Genomic DNA, 14856 nt, shown 5'->3' on the forward strand with positions numbered 1-14856 from the left:
TAAACCTGCCTTGCCCAAATTTTCACCTTTGTGGCGCGTTTATGACAAGGTGAGAGAAAACCAGGAAAATGTAGTCCGCTTTTCGGGCCATTTTTGGACAGTGCATTCTTTGCTGCAGAAGAAACGCGGTTGCATGCCCCTGTAAGCACTCGCAATGGTAAGTTATTCACATAAAATACTAATCAAAGCCATGAGTTTGACTGAAGCGGCAGACGTCTCATTGAATAGCTATCGGAGCCAGAGTGTGCGGCGCAGCATGGCAGAGTCGATCTCGTAAAATCGTTGGAAACCATATCTGCACGGCCTTGCTCCGGCAGGCCGGCCTTAATAGAGTCGCAAATTGTTCCTGTCATAGTCTGCATGGGTAAGGAAGGTCGGAAGCAACCGGCCGGATTGGGCAGCCAGAAAGAGCTCTTTGGCGCAACGGGGAGTTACGCGGGTGGGTAAGTCGCAGCTTCTGCATGCTCGTCTCGATTGAGAGGGCGGCGGTCATGTCTTTGCCGAAATTCATCGTCGGAATGATCTTCGCGCTCGCGATCGTCATCGGCTGGTCCTATTTCGATGGCGCGTCGGCGGGTACCATCCTGCTTCGCACTATCGTCTGCGCCGTCATTATCCAGGCTGGCTATTTCCTTCTGGTCTTTGCCATGATCGGAGGAGCCACGCCGACATCGGCCGACAAGACCCGCGAGGCGGACCGCGGCCCGATCCTGAGCAAGGTCGCCGAAGGCGAAAAGCTAAGCGCCAGACGCAGCCTCCACTGAACGTTCGACCGGCGCGCAGGACAGCCCGGCCGCGATCGGTGGCGCGCTTTCGCGCTCCGCCTGCTCGCCGGACAGCATCCTCGCAAGCCGGCTGCCGGCTTTCGCCTTCAACCGCCGATATTGTCCGACCTCGACGATGCGTCCGTTCTCGATGGCCACGACCCAGTCGGCGAAGGCGATCATCGACGGTCGGTGCGCGATGGTCAAAATCGTCATCCGGCCGCGCAGCGCCTCGATCGATTGGGCGATCAGCGACTGATTCTGCCAATCGAGCGCGCTTGTCGCCTCGTCGAGGATGAGCAGCGAGGGCTTGCGCAGCAGCGCACGCGCCAGTGCGATGCGCTGCCGCTCGCCGCCGGAAAGGCGGACGCCGCGGTCGCCCACCACCGTATCGAGCCGCGAGTCCAGCCGCTCCACGAAATCGGCCGCATGGGCGTTTCGCAGGGCCGCCCACAATTCTTCGTCGCTGGCCTCAGGCGCCGCAAGACGCAGATTGGCGGCGATCGTGTCGTGCAGCAGGAACACATCCTGCGGCACATAGGCGACCTGATCGCGCCAGGCCCTGCGATTCTGCGCCGTAATCTCCACGCCGTCGGCCAGAATACGCCCCTGGGTGGGTTCAAGCAGCCCAAGCAGCATGTCGGCGATCGTGCTCTTGCCGGAACCCGAAGGGCCGATCAGCGCCGTCACCTTGCCGGCCGGCAGACCGAAGGTGATGTCGCTGACCACCGGTTTGCCGTCGCCCTCGCCATAGGCGAACGCCACATCACGGATGTTGAGGCCCGTCTCAAGCGACAGTTTTGCGCCTTGTTCGGTCACGTTCTCTTCCGGCTCGCGCTCGGCATCGAAGCGAGCCTGCAGGCTTTGCATCGAAGCATAGGCCGGCAGGTTGATCAGCACCTGTTGGGTCTGAAGCTGCATGTCCATGAAGCGCGGCGCGACCCGCATGAAGACGAGCAGCAGCACGACGATCTCGGCCAGCGACAGGTGAAAGCGAACCAGCGCGATATAGATGAAGAGGCTCAGCCCGATCACGCTCGTAAGCTGGAACAGAGCGGTGCCGAGCGAGCTGTTGCGGACGAAGGCGATGTTGTCGGCCTTCATCCTGTCCAGTGTTGCGCCGAGCTCGGCAAAATAGCTTGCCTCGACATTCAGGCTCTTGGCGACCTTGATGCCGCCGAGGAACTCGGAGACCGTGCGGTATTGGTCCTGGCGATTGCCGGTCAGCGTGCGGCCATAGGCGCTGGCGCGCGCCCGGAACGGCTGCAGCGCAACCAGCAGCACCAGACCGACAAGGATGGCGAAGCACGTCATCACCGGCGAGATGAACAGCGAGACAATGAGATAGCCGGCCAGGAGCAGTGTGGCTTGGGTCAGCATCAGCAGCGAGAAGGCCGCAACCTGCACCCGGTCGACGTCGCCATTCAGCGCATGGTCCAGATCGGAGCTGCGGATGCGGGTGAAAACGCCCCAGCGCGCCTTGCCGACGCTCTCGAACAGGTTCATGCGCACGCGGTTGACGAAGTCATAGAGCAACCGCGCCATGTAGACCGACTTGAAGCGGTTTAACATCGCTTGCAGCGCCACCAGCGCGACGAGCAGTGAGAGCACGCTCGCGAGCGACAGCGTTCCGCCGGGCACCAGCCGATGCAAGGCCTCCGGCACCCGCACCGCATAGTACTGGTCGGGCTTGCCGATCAGGCGCAGCAGCGGAACGAGCAGCAGGATCGAAATGCCTTCGGTGAGGCTCCCCAGGATCAGGAAGGCAAGCGCCGTCGCCGTGCGCCGTCCGCCGACATGCGCCACCATGGCGCCGAAACCGGCGACATCGCGCAAAAGCGACAGGCGAAACTTCGAGGACCAGCCCATACCCCGGCTCACCTTGTTCCGCACGCCAGGTCGGTTTCGATCGCGGCGACCGCTTCATCGAGCCTGGCGAGTCCGGCCGGCACTTCGAGGCGGTTGACGCCGATCACCCCGGCGATCTCAGCGCATTGGCTGAGATGCGCGGCGGCGAGATCGCCGGTCAACGCCTGCCGGCCGAAGCGCGTGATGTACGAGAATTTAATGATCGCTGGCAGCGCGGCGACACTGGCAAGCTGCGAAATCGCCGCGCGTTCGCCGCGCTCGAGCACATAGATGCGGGATACCGGCACCGCCTCAGTGGCAAATCCGTCGTGCAGCCGATGCTGCGCCTTGTCGATTTGCGGATGCACCTGCGGGCGCACTTCCGCCTGCTCGAGGTGAATGGCGCCGGCCGCGTCCGCGGCCAGTTTGAGCTGCGGAAATCCGGGCAGGATCATCGGTCGTCCAGGGTCGGACAAATCCAGCGCGACGACGTCGTCGGTGAGCAGCCGATGGCCGGCGCGGATCATCGCGCCCGCCGTCGTCGACTTGCCGGCACCCTTGTCGCCCATGAAGATCACGCTCTTGCCGCCGACGGCAATGGCGCTGGCATGCAGGACGAGCAGCCCGCGCCGATGCAGGGCAAGAGCCATCACCGGCCCGAGCAGCGGAAAGGCAAGCAGCGGGTCGTCGATCCCCGGCGCCGGATCGACATCGATCCGGTTGGCATCGCTGATCATGAAGGTGCCGACCGCCTGCCAGGAAAGATATTGGCGCGTCGCCTCGAAACGAAAGGCCGTGGCGCCCTGCGATGCGCCGTCGGGAAAGTCGATCGGCCCGACCGCGATCTCCAGGTCCGGTGTCGCCGGCGCCGTCGGCGTCAGTTCCGGCAAGGCCACGTCCGAGCTGACGATCAGCCCGTAGGCCTTGTAGAAATGGCGGACGCGTCCGCTCGGCGCCATCGTTTCGGTGGCGGGCAGGGGCCGCGCAAGGGAAGCGATCGGAAGATTCATGCGGGGCTTCCTTGGACTTGCCGCAGCCACAGCGACAGCGAAACCGAGCGCCAGACATGCTGGACGTCGGGCAGCGTTGCCTGCTCGGGCTGGCTGAGCAGGCGCTCATAGACGGCGTTCACTTCAGGCAGGTTGACATAGGGCGCGATCCGCTCGCCGTCCGCTATCAGCAGCCTGTCCAGAAGCTCGCGGTGGTTGCCGAGCATGCCCTTGACCAGATTGGCGGTGAAATCGATCTTGTCGCGCCGCCATTGCACGGCCGGCGGCAGAATGCCTTGCATGGCCCGGCGCAGCACGTGGCGGCCAAACCCGTCCTTGAGTTTTTCCTCGCCGGGCAGCGCCAGGCAGAACTCGACGAGCGCCTTGTCCCAGAACGGATAGCGGGGCTCGACGCCGGAATTGGCGGCGGCCTTGTCGAGCACTTCGAAGGCATGCGGCACCAGTCCGGTGGACAGCAGCCAGCGATGCGTCAGCGCTTCGCTGGCGCTCACGGCGGCGGGCATGTAGCCGCTGCGGTGAAAGCGCTCGGCAAGATCGGTGCGCTTGGCAAGGTCCGGATTGACCAGGCCCGCCCAGGCGCGCGGCGCCGATGCCGGCCTCTGCCGCACCTTGCCGACAAGGCGTCTGGCCATCGATCTCATCCGGGCGATCCGCCAGGCTGGTCCGTAAATGGTCAGGAACTTGAAATAGAGGGAGAACATGCCCTCGCCATAGGTGTTGGCGGCGCTGTGCAATTCGCGCCACAGCTCCAGCCAACGGCCGGCATTGGCGAGCTCATGAAGGTGCCCATGGCCCTGCGAGACGACCTCGTCGCCGCCATGCCCGTCGAGAAGCACCTTGACGCCCTTTGCGCCCGCGGTGCGGTAAAGATCGCGGGTCAAAGACAGACCGGGCGCCAGGAACGTGCCTTCCTGCTCCTCCAGGATACGGTCGAACTCGGCGAAGGGCGCGTAATTGCTCACCGCAATCAGCGTGGCGTCGAGCGGATTGCCGTCGAGCACCGCATCGATGAACGGCTTCTCGTCCATCGACGAGCCTCTGTCGAACACCAGCGAGAAGGTCTTGAGCCTCGGGTTGCGCCTCGCCGCCGCGCGAAGACCGGCAACGCAAGCGATCGAGGAGGAATCAAGCCCGCCGCTCAGCATCGCGCCAACGGCCGGCGTGCCGCGCATCCTGTTCTCCACCGATTGCGCAAAGAGATGCCTGAATTCTTCGGCCGCGTCCGGGCGCGGCGGCCGCTGCGAAGGCTCGATCTGCCAGTAGCGCTGCAGCACCACCCGGCGGTCGGCGACCGTCATGCTGTGCCGCGCCGGCAGGCGGAAGATCTCGGCGTACGGCGTGGCCTGCGGATCGTCCGTCAAGCCGGCGAGGAAGCCGGAAATCTGGTGTTCGCTGAGCCGCCTGCCGACGCCGTCCAGCGCAAGGATCGGCCCGATCTCCGAGGCGAACGCGAAGCGCCTGCCGGTCGAATGATAGTAGAAAGGCTTGACGCCGAAATGGTCGCGCGCGCAAAACAGCGCCCGGCGCTCGCCATCCCATATGGCGAAGGCGAAATCGCCCTGCAGATAGGTCGGGCAGGCCTCGCCCCATTTAAGGTAGGCGCGCATGATGAGCACTGCGTCGGCGACCGACCGGTCCCGCAGGCCGAGCCGCGCCAGAAGCTCGTCGCGATTGTCCAGCCGGCAGTCGGCGGTGATGGCGAGTTTGCCGTCGGCCATCGTCAGCGGCCCGGGCCCGTCCTCACCGGTCGTGTCGAGCCAAGCGTGGCCGAGCGCGACGCTGCCGTCCGCCCACCATGAGCTGCCGTCGCGGGCGCGGTGGCGCATGCGCGAAAGCATCTCTTGGATATCGCCGGCCGCGGCGGGCCGGCCGTTGTCGCTGAGCACGATTCCAGCGACGCCGCTCATCGCTCAGGACCTATGGTCGACCAGATGGGCAAATCCTTTGACCGAGCCGCCAAGCACGATGTGGTTGCCGCTCATCAGCCAGGCATGCGCCTTGAGCTCGCTGCCAGTCCCTTGCTCGATGCCGATGCTGATTTTCGAGGCGCTGCCCTGGCGGGCGAGCAGATATTGTCCGGCCAGCGCTTGGGTCAGGCAGCTGGCGCCCGGCACGAGCCGCGCCGCGGCGGCAACGCCCCATGCGACACGCCGCAGGTCGGCGACGCTGGCGTCGCGTCTGGCGTGCAGTCCCGTCACCAGGCTGCGGACGCGATTATAGGAGGACAGCGTCAGCGCGAGTCGCACCACGCTCACCACCATCAGGCAGCGTGCCAGAAACAGCATTTCCCGGGCGCTCAGCGAGCGGAGCCTAGACCAGTTCCTCATTGTGGAGCCTCGCAAGCCCTGCTTCGCTCAGCCCCTTGAGCAAGCCCTCGACATCGGCCCTGCAGCGTTCGGCATCGACATTGTAGTGCGCAAGCACGGCGCTGCGGATATCGAGCATCGATCGCGGCTCCTGGATCTGCTCCCAAATGAAGGCGCCGACGCCGTTCAGGCTGTAATAGACATTGGATTTGAGGTGGAGCAGCGCCAGTCCGGCGCCGAATTCACAAGCCACCGCCTCGTTCGTCGCGACGACGCGGTCATGGTCCGAAGGGTTCCAGTGCATCCTAAAACCTCGTTGCTGGCCCGTCCGCCCTATGGCTTCCACCGGGATCGGTTGCCTGCGACCCTCGGCAGGAATCCGGGGGACAAAAGCCCCCCGGCTCACCTGTTGGAGAGCATCCGGAGCCCCAACTCAGACACCCGGATACCTGTCTGAGTTTTAAGAGAAAGTCAGCTCGCCGACCGGCGTGTGCGCGGGAAAGCTCGCGTCGAGCGCCGTCGTGCCCGCACCGCCCTGCGTGATAGTTTCAATCGAACCGTGAACCGTCAGGCTGGGGGTTTCATACTCATGCTTTTCAACATTCTGTTCCATTGTACTCTCCAATTAAGGACTGGAAGCGGCTGCAGAATGCCGCCAACATATCGCTATGCTGCAGCGCAATTGCTGCATGGCAACATCCATGAGTCAAGCTTGATTTACCAAGCATTAATCAATTCTTGGTTGCGCTCGCATCCGTTGTTAATCAAGACGTAGGCAGCGTCATCCTAAACTTCACCCATCCAGGAATTCAACCGCAGGTCCATACCGTTCAGGTAACCGTTTGATTTATCTGCGATAATTTCTCAGGCGAAAAAGACATATCGCAATTGCGAAGAAATTGCCTCAAAAAATCGTCATTTTCCGGCCTGCCGCGACGCCCCCCGGAATTGTCTTCAAAAGTGATTGAACATGTGGCGATTTTAAACGCTGGGGTTGCGGTCAGGAGGCGACCTCAGCCGCTTTCAGCGTGATCGCGTCAATTTTTCCGATGCTTTTCTTCGCAGTTGCAGTATAACCCCTTCGGGCGGCATTTTGCGGAGAACGACATCGGGCATGGCGGTGCAGGATGGCTCCTATGAAAGGCTGCGCGCCGCCGGCTGCGCCGACGAAGTCGCTTATGTGCAGGCCTGCCTGAGGCTGTTTTTCGCGCCACGAGCCAACATCACCGATGGCCGGGTCGATGTGCCCGCGCCGACGGTGTCGGCCGCCCCGAACACCGCGGCCCCAATCTCGGCGGCCCCAATTTCGGCAACCAATGTCGCCGATATCGCCAGGCTGAATAAGGTCGCCGTCTTCCTGCTCAAGGCGCTCGCGCGGGCGCCCACGGATGCCGCGCCTGCGGAATTGCCTGGCTGGCTCGACGTCTACCGCCGGCGAACCATGTCGATGAACGTCGCCTGCATCGGCGATTCGATGGCCATTGCTCGTGTGCTGCGCGACAGGCAGGTCGATTTCGTCTTCCTCAAGGGGCCGCTCCAGCAGCATCTACTCTATGGCGACCATTTCATGAAGCCATCCGGCGACGTCGACATACTGGTTTCGCCGACCGGTTTCGCCAAGGCCCGCGATGCGTTGCGAACGATGGGCTACGAGGTTGCCCGCAAGTCGCGCTCGGTCTGGTGGGTGCGCTTCCTCGGTGAGCAGCATATGGTGCGCGAAGACGGCGCGAGGGCCTCGACGGTCGACCTCCACCACCGGCTGCAGCAGCCGGGTTCGCCCAGCCCGCGCGACACCGACGGCTTCCTGCGCCGCAAGCGCGAAGTAGAGGTGGCCGGCGCCGCCATGCCGATCATCTCGGCGGCCGACACCTTGCTTTTGTCCTCGATCAGTGTCGCCAAGGCCTTTTTCAACCGCGAGCCCTGCGCCGGCTATGTCTGCGACGTCAGGGCCAGCGTCAGCCGCCTGAGCGAAGCCGAGCAGCGGAGGGTGCTCGACCACGCCGCCGAACAGGGCCTGGCGGATACGCTGCTCTTGGGATTGCGCGCCGCCGACGTGCTGCTCGGCGGCGACGGCACGCTGCTTTCGGATCGCGCCACCCGCATGCTGGCCCGCATCGACAACGCCGACCTCTTCCACATGGTAATGGCGCCGTGGCTCGCGTCCCTGCGCTGGCCGCAGCGCCGCCATGTGCTGTGGGAACTCTGCGGCCGCGAGCCGGTCCGCTACCTGGCCGAAGCCGGCTGGGCGGCCTCCGCCGACCTCAGCCGGCGCATCTTCGAGGGCCCGGCCACGGCCGAGCCGGCGCGGAGCGAAATGATCAAAATCGTGGGCGGGGCGGCAAATCATGCAAGCGAAAGGTGAGCCCATGCCCGTGACGACGCCCATAACGACCTCCGGGGTCTGCGTCATCATCGCCGCGCGCAATGCTGCGCGCACCATTCGCGGCGCCATCGCCTCGGCGCTGCGCGAGGCCGAAGTCGCCGAAGTCGTCGTGATCGACGACGCCTCCACCGACGACACCAAGGATGTGGCTTTGGCCGCCGACGACGGCAGCGGCCGGCTTGCCGTCATCCGTTTCGACGTCAATCGCGGTCCTTCCGCCGCGCGCAACGCCGCTATCCAGGCCTCCAAATCGCCCTTCATCAGCATTCTCGACGCCGATGATTTCTTCCTCGAAGGCCGCTTCCGCCGGCTTTTCGCCAGCACCGACTGGGATTTCGCCGCCGACAACATCATGCTGATCCGCGACGATGCCGCGACCGACCTCGCCAAGGTCGCCGCCCCGCCTTTCGCGGCCGAGCCGGAATTTCTCGATTTCGAGCGCTTCATCGACGGCAACATCTCGCGCCGCCGTGTGCGGCGCGGCGAGCTCGGTTTCCTCAAGCCGGTGATCAGCCGGGCTTTCCTCGAGCGGCATGGGTTGAGCTACGACGAGAACCTCAGGCTTGGCGAGGACTACGAGCTCTACGCGCGCGCTGTCGCTTACGGGGCTCGGTTCAAGATCATCAAGTCTTGCGGCTATGGGGCGATCGTGCGCGCCGATTCGCTGAGCGGCCGCCACAGGACGCAGGATTTGAAGCGTCTTGCCGATGCCGATCTGGCGCTGCTCCAGATAGACAGCCTTCCGGAGCGCTCAAAGGCCGCGTTGCGGCGCCATGAGCGCCATGTCCGCGACAAATACCGGCTGCGCAACTTTCTTGACGTGAAAGCCGAGCGTGGGCTGGCGTCGGCCGCGGCCTACGCTTTCGCAAGCCAGTCGAATCTGATCCCGATCGTGCGCGGCGTCGCCACCGACAAGCTCGACGCGCTGTTCCGCCGCACCGGGATTGTTGCGCCGCAGCAGATGCCGCCGACGCGCTTCCTGATGGCGGCAACCAGCGCCGCAAGCGGGTGATCCGCATTGTCCCGGAAGCCGCCGTCCCTCAAAAAATCGCATTCCGGAAACTATGATGTTGCCTAGTCGCTACTGGAATGGCACTCTATGTTGCAATGCAGCAATTTCGAAAGGCCGATAGGATGGCTTCGATTTTTAGCTTCAGATCCCGGGATCCGGCTCGCGACCGGCAGACCGATCTTCAGCGTTTCGACCGGCTGGCGAAGCTGTTCGACCAGATTGCGGCCGAGATCGAGGCGGAGAAAACCGGACTGGAGAATCGTTATAAGTCGACGGCCGCCAACGCCGCCTTTCTGGTCGAGGCGATGGAGAATGGTTCGGCGTCGGCCAGCAAGGGATCGGATGTCGCCGCGATGACCAAGTCGATCCTGAACTGCGAGCGGCGCATTGCGGAGCTCGCTCGCCAGAAAGGCCTGGTGAAGGAACTGCGCCATTCGCTCGACGCGATCGTCGAGGATGGTGCCGACCGGTCTGCTGCGCAGGCGACGGCAAGAGGCTGACGGCGCGTCAGGCGCCGTCATCGGCACGAGACGTTACAGGACACTAGAGGAGTTCACAGGGCGGAAGATCGGAAGCGGCTCGCTCATGCGAACCGAGGATGACTTTGGGTTGGGCGGACAACACAAGGTGAGTTTGTTATGAACGCAGATCCGGACAACACCTCCACCGAGGCGGCTTGCGCGATATCGCAGGCGCCAGGGAGCGGATTAACCAGCCTGAGGCTCGGCGTGGTCGGCGCCCTGTTTGGGGTCGTTGCGGCCCTTGCGGCGAGCCCGCATCCCGCGCATGCGCAAGCGGCGCAGCAAGAGCTGCAAAGCGCGCCGTCCTTCGTCGATAATTTCTCGAATTTCAGCCAGTCCCGCTGGTTCGTCTCGGACGGCTGGACCAATGGCGCCCATCAGAACTGCACGTGGTCGAAGGATCTCGTGCGGCTTTCCGACGGCGTGCTTTCGTTGGGCTTCGAAAAGCGCAAGCTGAAGGACCGCGAGTTCGCCTGCGCCGAGATCCAGACCAAGCAGCGCTACGGCTACGGCGTCTATGAGGCACGGATGAAGACCGGCACCGGCTCCGGCCTCAACGCCGCCTTCTTCTCCTATATCGGCCCGCAGGACAAACAGCCTTGGGACGAGATCGACTTCGAGGTCCTCACCAAGGATCCGTCGAAGGTGCAGGTCAACAGCTATATCCAGGGCAAGCCGAAGAACGGCAAGCTTGTCGACGTCGAAGGCGGCGCCGACAAGGGCTTCAACGATTATGGCTTCGTCTGGGAGAAGGACCGGCTGCGCTGGTACGTCAACGGCAAGCTCGTCCATGAGGTGACCAACCCCGACGAGTTGCCGAAGCATTCGCAGAAAATCTTCTTCAGCCTCTGGGGCAGCGACAAACTGACCAACTGGATGGGCGCCTTTGTCGATCCCGGCAGCAAGGTGACCATGGAGGTCAAGCGCGTCGCTTTCACCGCTTTGGGCCAGCCATGCCAATTTCCGGAATCGCTGGCATGCAGCATAAGCAATTCCAACTAGGCATGATCCCCAAAGTGGAACCGATTTTGGGATAGGATCATGCCGAACCAACTGGGCCGTTGGGCCTGAGGGACATCTGAACCGGCCGGACCGCTTTTGCGGCCCGGCCTTTGACAGGAATAGAACCAAATGAATTTGACGGTGTTTGGGATTGGTTATGTCGGTCTCGTCCAGGCCGCTGTGCTGGCAGAGGTCGGCCATGAGGTGGTGTGCGTCGATATCGACGAGAAGAAGGTGGAGCGGCTCAACCAGGGCTTGGTCCCGATTTTCGAACCGGGCCTGGAGGCCCTCGTCAGGGAAAACCACGCGGCCGGTCGCATCCGCTTCACCACCGACGCGGCAGCGGCGGTCAGGCACGGCCAGATCCAGATGATCGCGGTCGGCACGCCGCCCGGCGAGGATGGCTCGGCCGACTTGAAATATGTGCTGGCCGTCGCCGAGACCATCGGCCGTGAGATGGACAGCGCCAAGATCGTCGTCGGCAAGTCGACCGTGCCGGTCGGCACTTGCGAGAAGGTGAAGGCCAGGATCGCCGAAACGCTGAAGAAGCGCGGCCGCGAGGATCTCGCCTTCGACGTCGCCTCGAACCCCGAATTCCTCAAGGAAGGCTCGGCGGTCGCCGATTGCATGAAGCCGGACCGCATCATCGTCGGCACCTCCAGCGAGGACACCGAGATGGTGATGCGCGAGCTCTACGCGCCGTTCAACCGCAACCACGAGAAGATGATCGTGATGGACGTGCGCAGCGCCGAATTCACCAAATACGCCGCCAACTGCATGCTGGCGACCAAGATCAGCTTCATGAACGAGATGGCCAATCTGGCCGAGCAGCTGGGCGCCGACATCGAGGAGGTGCGCAAGGGCATCGGCTCGGATCCGCGCATCGGCTACCACTTCATCTATCCCGGCCTCGGCTATGGCGGCTCCTGCTTCCCGAAGGATGTGCGCGCGCTGATCAAGACCGCCGAGGGCGTCAAGTTCGACGCCAAATTGCTGCGCGCCGTCGAGGAGCGCAACAATGCGCAGAAGTCGGTCCTGTTCGACAAGGTCAACCACTATTTCAAGGGCGCGCTCAGGGACAAGACCTTCGCCGTCTGGGGGCTCGCCTTCAAGCCCAACACCGACGACATGCGCGAGGCGCCGGCGCGCACGCTGATGGAAGCGTTGTGGGCGGCCGGCGCCAAGGTGCAGGCCTACGATCCGGAGGCGATGCAGGAGTGCCAGGCGATCTACGGCCTGCGCGAGGATCTGCTTTTGTGCGGCACCAAGGAGGCGGCGCTGCGCGGCGCCGACGCGCTTTTGATCTGCACCGAATGGAAGAGCTTCCGCGCACCGTCCTTCGACGCGCTCAAGGATGCGCTGACCACGCCGGTCATCTTCGACGGCCGCAATCTCTACGATCCCAAGGTGATCGCGCGCTACGGCATCGAATACTTCTCGATCGGCAGGATGGCGGCATGACTGCTGATTGCCTCAAGGACAATGGCCGTCGCCATGGCTGTGGACTCATGCCGGCGAACGGGGCATCGGCAACAGTATGAGGTCATCAATGGCTGCGCAGCGCAAACCGACGGTCACCGTCATCGTCCCCACCTTCAACCGGCAAAAATTCCTGCCCGAATCCATCGGCAGCCTGCTGCGGCAGACCGTGGTGCCGGATCAGATCCTGATCGTGGACGACGGCTCGACGGACGATACCGGCGCGGTGGCGGCCTCTTTCCCGGCGCCGGTGGAATACTACCGCAAGGAGAATGGCGGGAAATCGACGGCGCTGAATTTTGCCCTGAAGCGCTGCACAGGAGATTTCGTCTTGATATTCGATGACGACGACGTCGCGCACCCGACGGCGCTTGAGCGGTTTCTCGCCGCCTTCGAGCGCGAGCCGGCCGCCGATTTCGCATTCGGCGAATATGCGCGTTTCCAGCGTTCGGCCCAAATCGAGGAGCAGGATTACGAGATCGTCGCCTTCGGCCATGTCAGCCAGGACAATTTCTTCCCGTCGCATCTCGAATATTGCCACGTCCACCAGCCGGGTCTCCTGGTGCGCCGCCGATGCTACGACGAGGTGGGTGGCTTCAACGAGACCCTGGTCCGGTCGCAGGACTACGAGATGATGCTGAGGCTTGCGCGCCGGTTCAAGGGCGTCAGGGTCGACGGCTTGATGTTCTTCCAGCGCCAGCACGACATGGTCCGCGGCAGCACCAAGGTGGTCATTTCCTACACCGACCGGATCAAGGCCTGGGGCTCGTACGACCGGGCGATCATGGAAGAGGTCTACAAGTCGGTCGATCTGCATGAGTATCTGGATCGCTCGGAGCAGGCCCTGCCGAGGACGGCCGATCTCGAGATGCAGGCGCTGCTGCAGCGGTCGAGCATCATGGCCAGAAAGGGTTTGTGGCATCACGCGGCCGAGGACATCCGCCGCTACGCCCTGCTTGCCGAACGAGCCGGAAAGACGTCGCTCAGCGACAAGGAACGCGCCATCGTGCGGCGTACGTTCGAAGCCTACGATACAGGTTTGGCATCCGCCCCGGCCGACGAATTCGTCTCGGCGGTGAAGGCATGGAGGTCGGGACCGCTGAAGGCCGACATCGTCAGGGAATACATGCATTCCTTCCCGCATTATCTGGCGCGGGACCTGAAGGCGGGAAAGGTGATCCCGGCTTCGAAATTGTTGCGGGAGTATTCGGCGCTGTCGCTTTCCGCTTCGCTCGGCCGGCTGTGTCGGGCGATGACGTCGAAGCTTCCCTTGGCGCGCGGCGCAAGCTGATGAGCCGTGGCTTGCGGATACTCGCCCGGGCCGAATTAGGAGCAGAACGATGAAAGTGCTTTTTGCAAGCGGCAACGGGTACATTCCCGAGTTCACCGGCGGCGTGCAATCCAACACGCATCACCTGGTCGAACAATTGATCGAGCACGGCCATCAGGCGTCGGTTCTCGCCTCGCTGTTCGGCGACGGCATGTTCGGCCTCAAGGCGCGCGCCAAGATGAAGCTGTTGCGGCAGCCCGCGGTCGTCGACAATTTTCCCGGCTATCCGGTGATGCGCGCCTGGTTCCCCTGGGAGGCGGCCGGCTTCGCCGTCGAGAAGACCACACCGGACGTCGCGGTCGTGCAGTGCCACAAATCCGTCCTGCTCGGAAAGGCGCTTCTTGCCGAAGGCGTGCCTCTGGTCGTTTATCTGCACAATGTCGAATTTCACGAGCTCGCCGGCGATCCGCGCGAACTCAATTCGGCGTTGTACATCGCCAATTCGGAATTCACCGCGCGCACCTACAAGGAACAATTCGGCATCGAGTCCACCGTTCTTCCGCCGACCATCAACGACGCGCTCTACTGCACGCATACGACCGGCGAATTCGTCACCATGATCAATCCCTATGAAGAGAAGGGGTTCGATCTGGCGGTGAGGATTGCGGCCGCCTGCCCGGAGATTCCGTTCCTGTTCGTGGAGAGCTGGAAACTGGAGGACGAGCATCGTGCCCGCATCGAAAAGACCATCGCGCCGCTCTCGAATGTCACGCTGGAAAACCGCACCGACGACATGAAGACGGTCTATGGCCGCACCAGGATCCTGCTTGCCCCGAGCAAATGGGAGGAAGCCTGGGGCCGCGTCGCGTCCGAGGCGCATTGCAGCGGCATCCCGGTCGTCGGATCGAGGCGCGGCGGCCTGCCCGAAGCCATCGGTCCCGGCGGCGTGGTGCTCGACTATGACGCCCCGCTTACCGACTGGGCGTCGGCGGTGACGCGCCTGTGGAATGATCGCCAGGAATACGAACGGCTTTCGGCCTCGGCTCTGGCCTTCTCCAAGCGCCCGGAGCTCGATCCCGCGCGGCAATTGGTGGTGTTTCTCGATCTGCTCGAAAGAGCGGCCCAGCAGGGCGTCCGCCACGCTGCGTAGCTTGCAAGCAAGGAGCTGGAACCGATTTGCTGCACCGCACCAAAAATGTTGCGATGCGGCAAAACCTGCAATAGGTTGCGCCGACAGGAGTCAAAGTTCATGCCGCATGCG

The 14856-nt window shown here is 63.3% G+C and carries 14 protein-coding genes; 8 read left to right on the forward strand and 6 right to left on the reverse strand.

Annotation, left to right across the window (positions count from 1 at the left end; genetic code table 11):
- Positions 1 to 491 precede the first annotated feature (491 nt).
- Complete coding sequence (locus FJW05_RS05415; RefSeq protein ID WP_140544959.1) at positions 492 to 764, forward strand: exopolysaccharide production repressor exox; 273 nt, start codon at positions 492 to 494, stop codon at positions 762 to 764.
- Here FJW05_RS05415 and FJW05_RS05420 read toward each other — a convergent pair.
- The 6 genes from FJW05_RS05420 to FJW05_RS05445 form a co-directional block, all read right to left on the reverse strand.
- A complete protein-coding gene (locus FJW05_RS05420) occupies positions 738 to 2633 on the reverse strand; it encodes an ABC transporter ATP-binding protein (RefSeq protein WP_140628876.1) in 1896 nt (631 codons plus the stop codon). The two genes, FJW05_RS05415 and FJW05_RS05420, sit on opposite strands and share 27 nt — an antisense overlap.
- An 8-nt stretch (positions 2634 to 2641) precedes the next feature.
- Positions 2642 to 3622 carry a serine kinase gene (locus FJW05_RS05425; RefSeq protein WP_348639804.1) on the reverse strand — a complete coding sequence of 327 codons (981 nt, stop codon included), beginning with the start codon at positions 3620 to 3622 and terminating at the stop codon, positions 2642 to 2644.
- The gene (locus tag FJW05_RS05430; RefSeq protein WP_140628879.1) at positions 3619 to 5529 is read right to left on the reverse strand and encodes a lasso peptide isopeptide bond-forming cyclase; all 1911 of its coding nucleotides are present in this window, start codon (positions 5527 to 5529) and stop codon (positions 3619 to 3621) included. The genes FJW05_RS05425 and FJW05_RS05430 overlap by 4 nt, the downstream gene beginning before the upstream one ends.
- Before the next feature lie 3 nt (positions 5530 to 5532).
- Complete coding sequence (locus tag FJW05_RS05435; protein WP_246673220.1) at positions 5533 to 5907, reverse strand: lasso peptide biosynthesis B2 protein; 375 nt, start codon at positions 5905 to 5907, stop codon at positions 5533 to 5535.
- A 25-nt stretch (positions 5908 to 5932) separates the two neighbouring features.
- Positions 5933 to 6232 carry a PqqD family protein gene (locus FJW05_RS05440; RefSeq protein WP_140628887.1) on the reverse strand — a complete coding sequence of 100 codons (300 nt, stop codon included), beginning with the start codon at positions 6230 to 6232 and terminating at the stop codon, positions 5933 to 5935.
- 156 nt (positions 6233 to 6388) lie between these two features.
- Entirely contained in the window at positions 6389 to 6541 is a 153-nt protein-coding gene (locus FJW05_RS05445; RefSeq protein WP_095769314.1) for a lasso RiPP family leader peptide-containing protein, read from the reverse strand.
- Positions 6542 to 7042: 501 nt separating this feature from the next.
- Here FJW05_RS05445 and FJW05_RS05450 point away from each other — a divergent pair.
- From FJW05_RS05450 to FJW05_RS05480, 7 genes are all read left to right on the forward strand, one after another.
- Positions 7043 to 8290: a nucleotidyltransferase family protein gene (locus FJW05_RS05450; protein WP_140628890.1), complete on the forward strand. Its 1248-nt coding sequence runs from the start codon at positions 7043 to 7045 to the stop codon at positions 8288 to 8290.
- A 22-nt stretch (positions 8291 to 8312) separates the two neighbouring features.
- Positions 8313 to 9323, forward strand: a complete 1011-nt coding sequence (locus FJW05_RS05455) for a glycosyltransferase family 2 protein (RefSeq protein ID WP_246673248.1) — start codon at positions 8313 to 8315, stop codon at positions 9321 to 9323.
- A gap of 122 nt (positions 9324 to 9445) precedes the next feature.
- A complete protein-coding gene (locus tag FJW05_RS05460) occupies positions 9446 to 9823 on the forward strand; it encodes a hypothetical protein (RefSeq protein ID WP_140628896.1) in 378 nt (125 codons plus the stop codon).
- Between the two features lie 138 nt (positions 9824 to 9961).
- The gene (locus FJW05_RS05465; RefSeq protein WP_140544965.1) at positions 9962 to 10846 is read left to right on the forward strand and encodes a glycoside hydrolase family 16 protein; all 885 of its coding nucleotides are present in this window, start codon (positions 9962 to 9964) and stop codon (positions 10844 to 10846) included.
- 129 nt (positions 10847 to 10975) lie between these two features.
- Positions 10976 to 12307: a UDP-glucose/GDP-mannose dehydrogenase family protein gene (locus tag FJW05_RS05470; RefSeq protein WP_140628899.1), complete on the forward strand. Its 1332-nt coding sequence runs from the start codon at positions 10976 to 10978 to the stop codon at positions 12305 to 12307.
- An 88-nt stretch (positions 12308 to 12395) separates the two neighbouring features.
- A complete protein-coding gene (locus FJW05_RS05475) occupies positions 12396 to 13616 on the forward strand; it encodes a glycosyltransferase family A protein (protein WP_181164853.1) in 1221 nt (406 codons plus the stop codon).
- A gap of 49 nt (positions 13617 to 13665) precedes the next feature.
- On the forward strand, positions 13666 to 14745 hold the full coding sequence (locus FJW05_RS05480) for a glycosyltransferase (protein ID WP_140628906.1): 1080 nt from the start codon (positions 13666 to 13668) through the stop codon (positions 14743 to 14745).
- Positions 14746 to 14856 lie beyond the last annotated feature (111 nt).

It is taken from the genome of Mesorhizobium sp. B2-9-1, assembly GCF_006439455.1.
In the GTDB taxonomy this organism is placed as follows: domain Bacteria; phylum Pseudomonadota; class Alphaproteobacteria; order Rhizobiales; family Rhizobiaceae; genus Mesorhizobium.

Excerpts from the sequence above, each read along its gene's own strand:
- FJW05_RS05415 (WP_140544959.1), top strand. The coding sequence starts at position 492 with ATGTCTTTGCCGAAATTCATCGTCGGAATGATCTTCGCGCTCGCGATC.
- FJW05_RS05420 (WP_140628876.1), bottom strand. The coding sequence starts at position 2,633 with ATGGGCTGGTCCTCGAAGTTTCGCCTGTCGCTTTTGCGCGATGTCGCC.
- FJW05_RS05425 (WP_348639804.1), bottom strand. The coding sequence starts at position 3,622 with ATGAATCTTCCGATCGCTTCCCTTGCGCGGCCCCTGCCCGCCACCGAA.
- FJW05_RS05430 (WP_140628879.1), bottom strand. The coding sequence starts at position 5,529 with ATGAGCGGCGTCGCTGGAATCGTGCTCAGCGACAACGGCCGGCCCGCC.
- FJW05_RS05435 (WP_246673220.1), bottom strand. The coding sequence starts at position 5,907 with ATGCTGTTTCTGGCACGCTGCCTGATGGTGGTGAGCGTGGTGCGACTC.
- FJW05_RS05440 (WP_140628887.1), bottom strand. The coding sequence starts at position 6,232 with ATGCACTGGAACCCTTCGGACCATGACCGCGTCGTCGCGACGAACGAG.
- FJW05_RS05445 (WP_095769314.1), bottom strand. The coding sequence starts at position 6,541 with ATGGAACAGAATGTTGAAAAGCATGAGTATGAAACCCCCAGCCTGACG.
- FJW05_RS05450 (WP_140628890.1), top strand. The coding sequence starts at position 7,043 with ATGGCGGTGCAGGATGGCTCCTATGAAAGGCTGCGCGCCGCCGGCTGC.
- FJW05_RS05460 (WP_140628896.1), top strand. The coding sequence starts at position 9,446 with ATGGCTTCGATTTTTAGCTTCAGATCCCGGGATCCGGCTCGCGACCGG.
- FJW05_RS05465 (WP_140544965.1), top strand. The coding sequence starts at position 9,962 with ATGAACGCAGATCCGGACAACACCTCCACCGAGGCGGCTTGCGCGATA.
- FJW05_RS05470 (WP_140628899.1), top strand. The coding sequence starts at position 10,976 with ATGAATTTGACGGTGTTTGGGATTGGTTATGTCGGTCTCGTCCAGGCC.
- FJW05_RS05475 (WP_181164853.1), top strand. The coding sequence starts at position 12,396 with ATGGCTGCGCAGCGCAAACCGACGGTCACCGTCATCGTCCCCACCTTC.
- FJW05_RS05480 (WP_140628906.1), top strand. The coding sequence starts at position 13,666 with ATGAAAGTGCTTTTTGCAAGCGGCAACGGGTACATTCCCGAGTTCACC.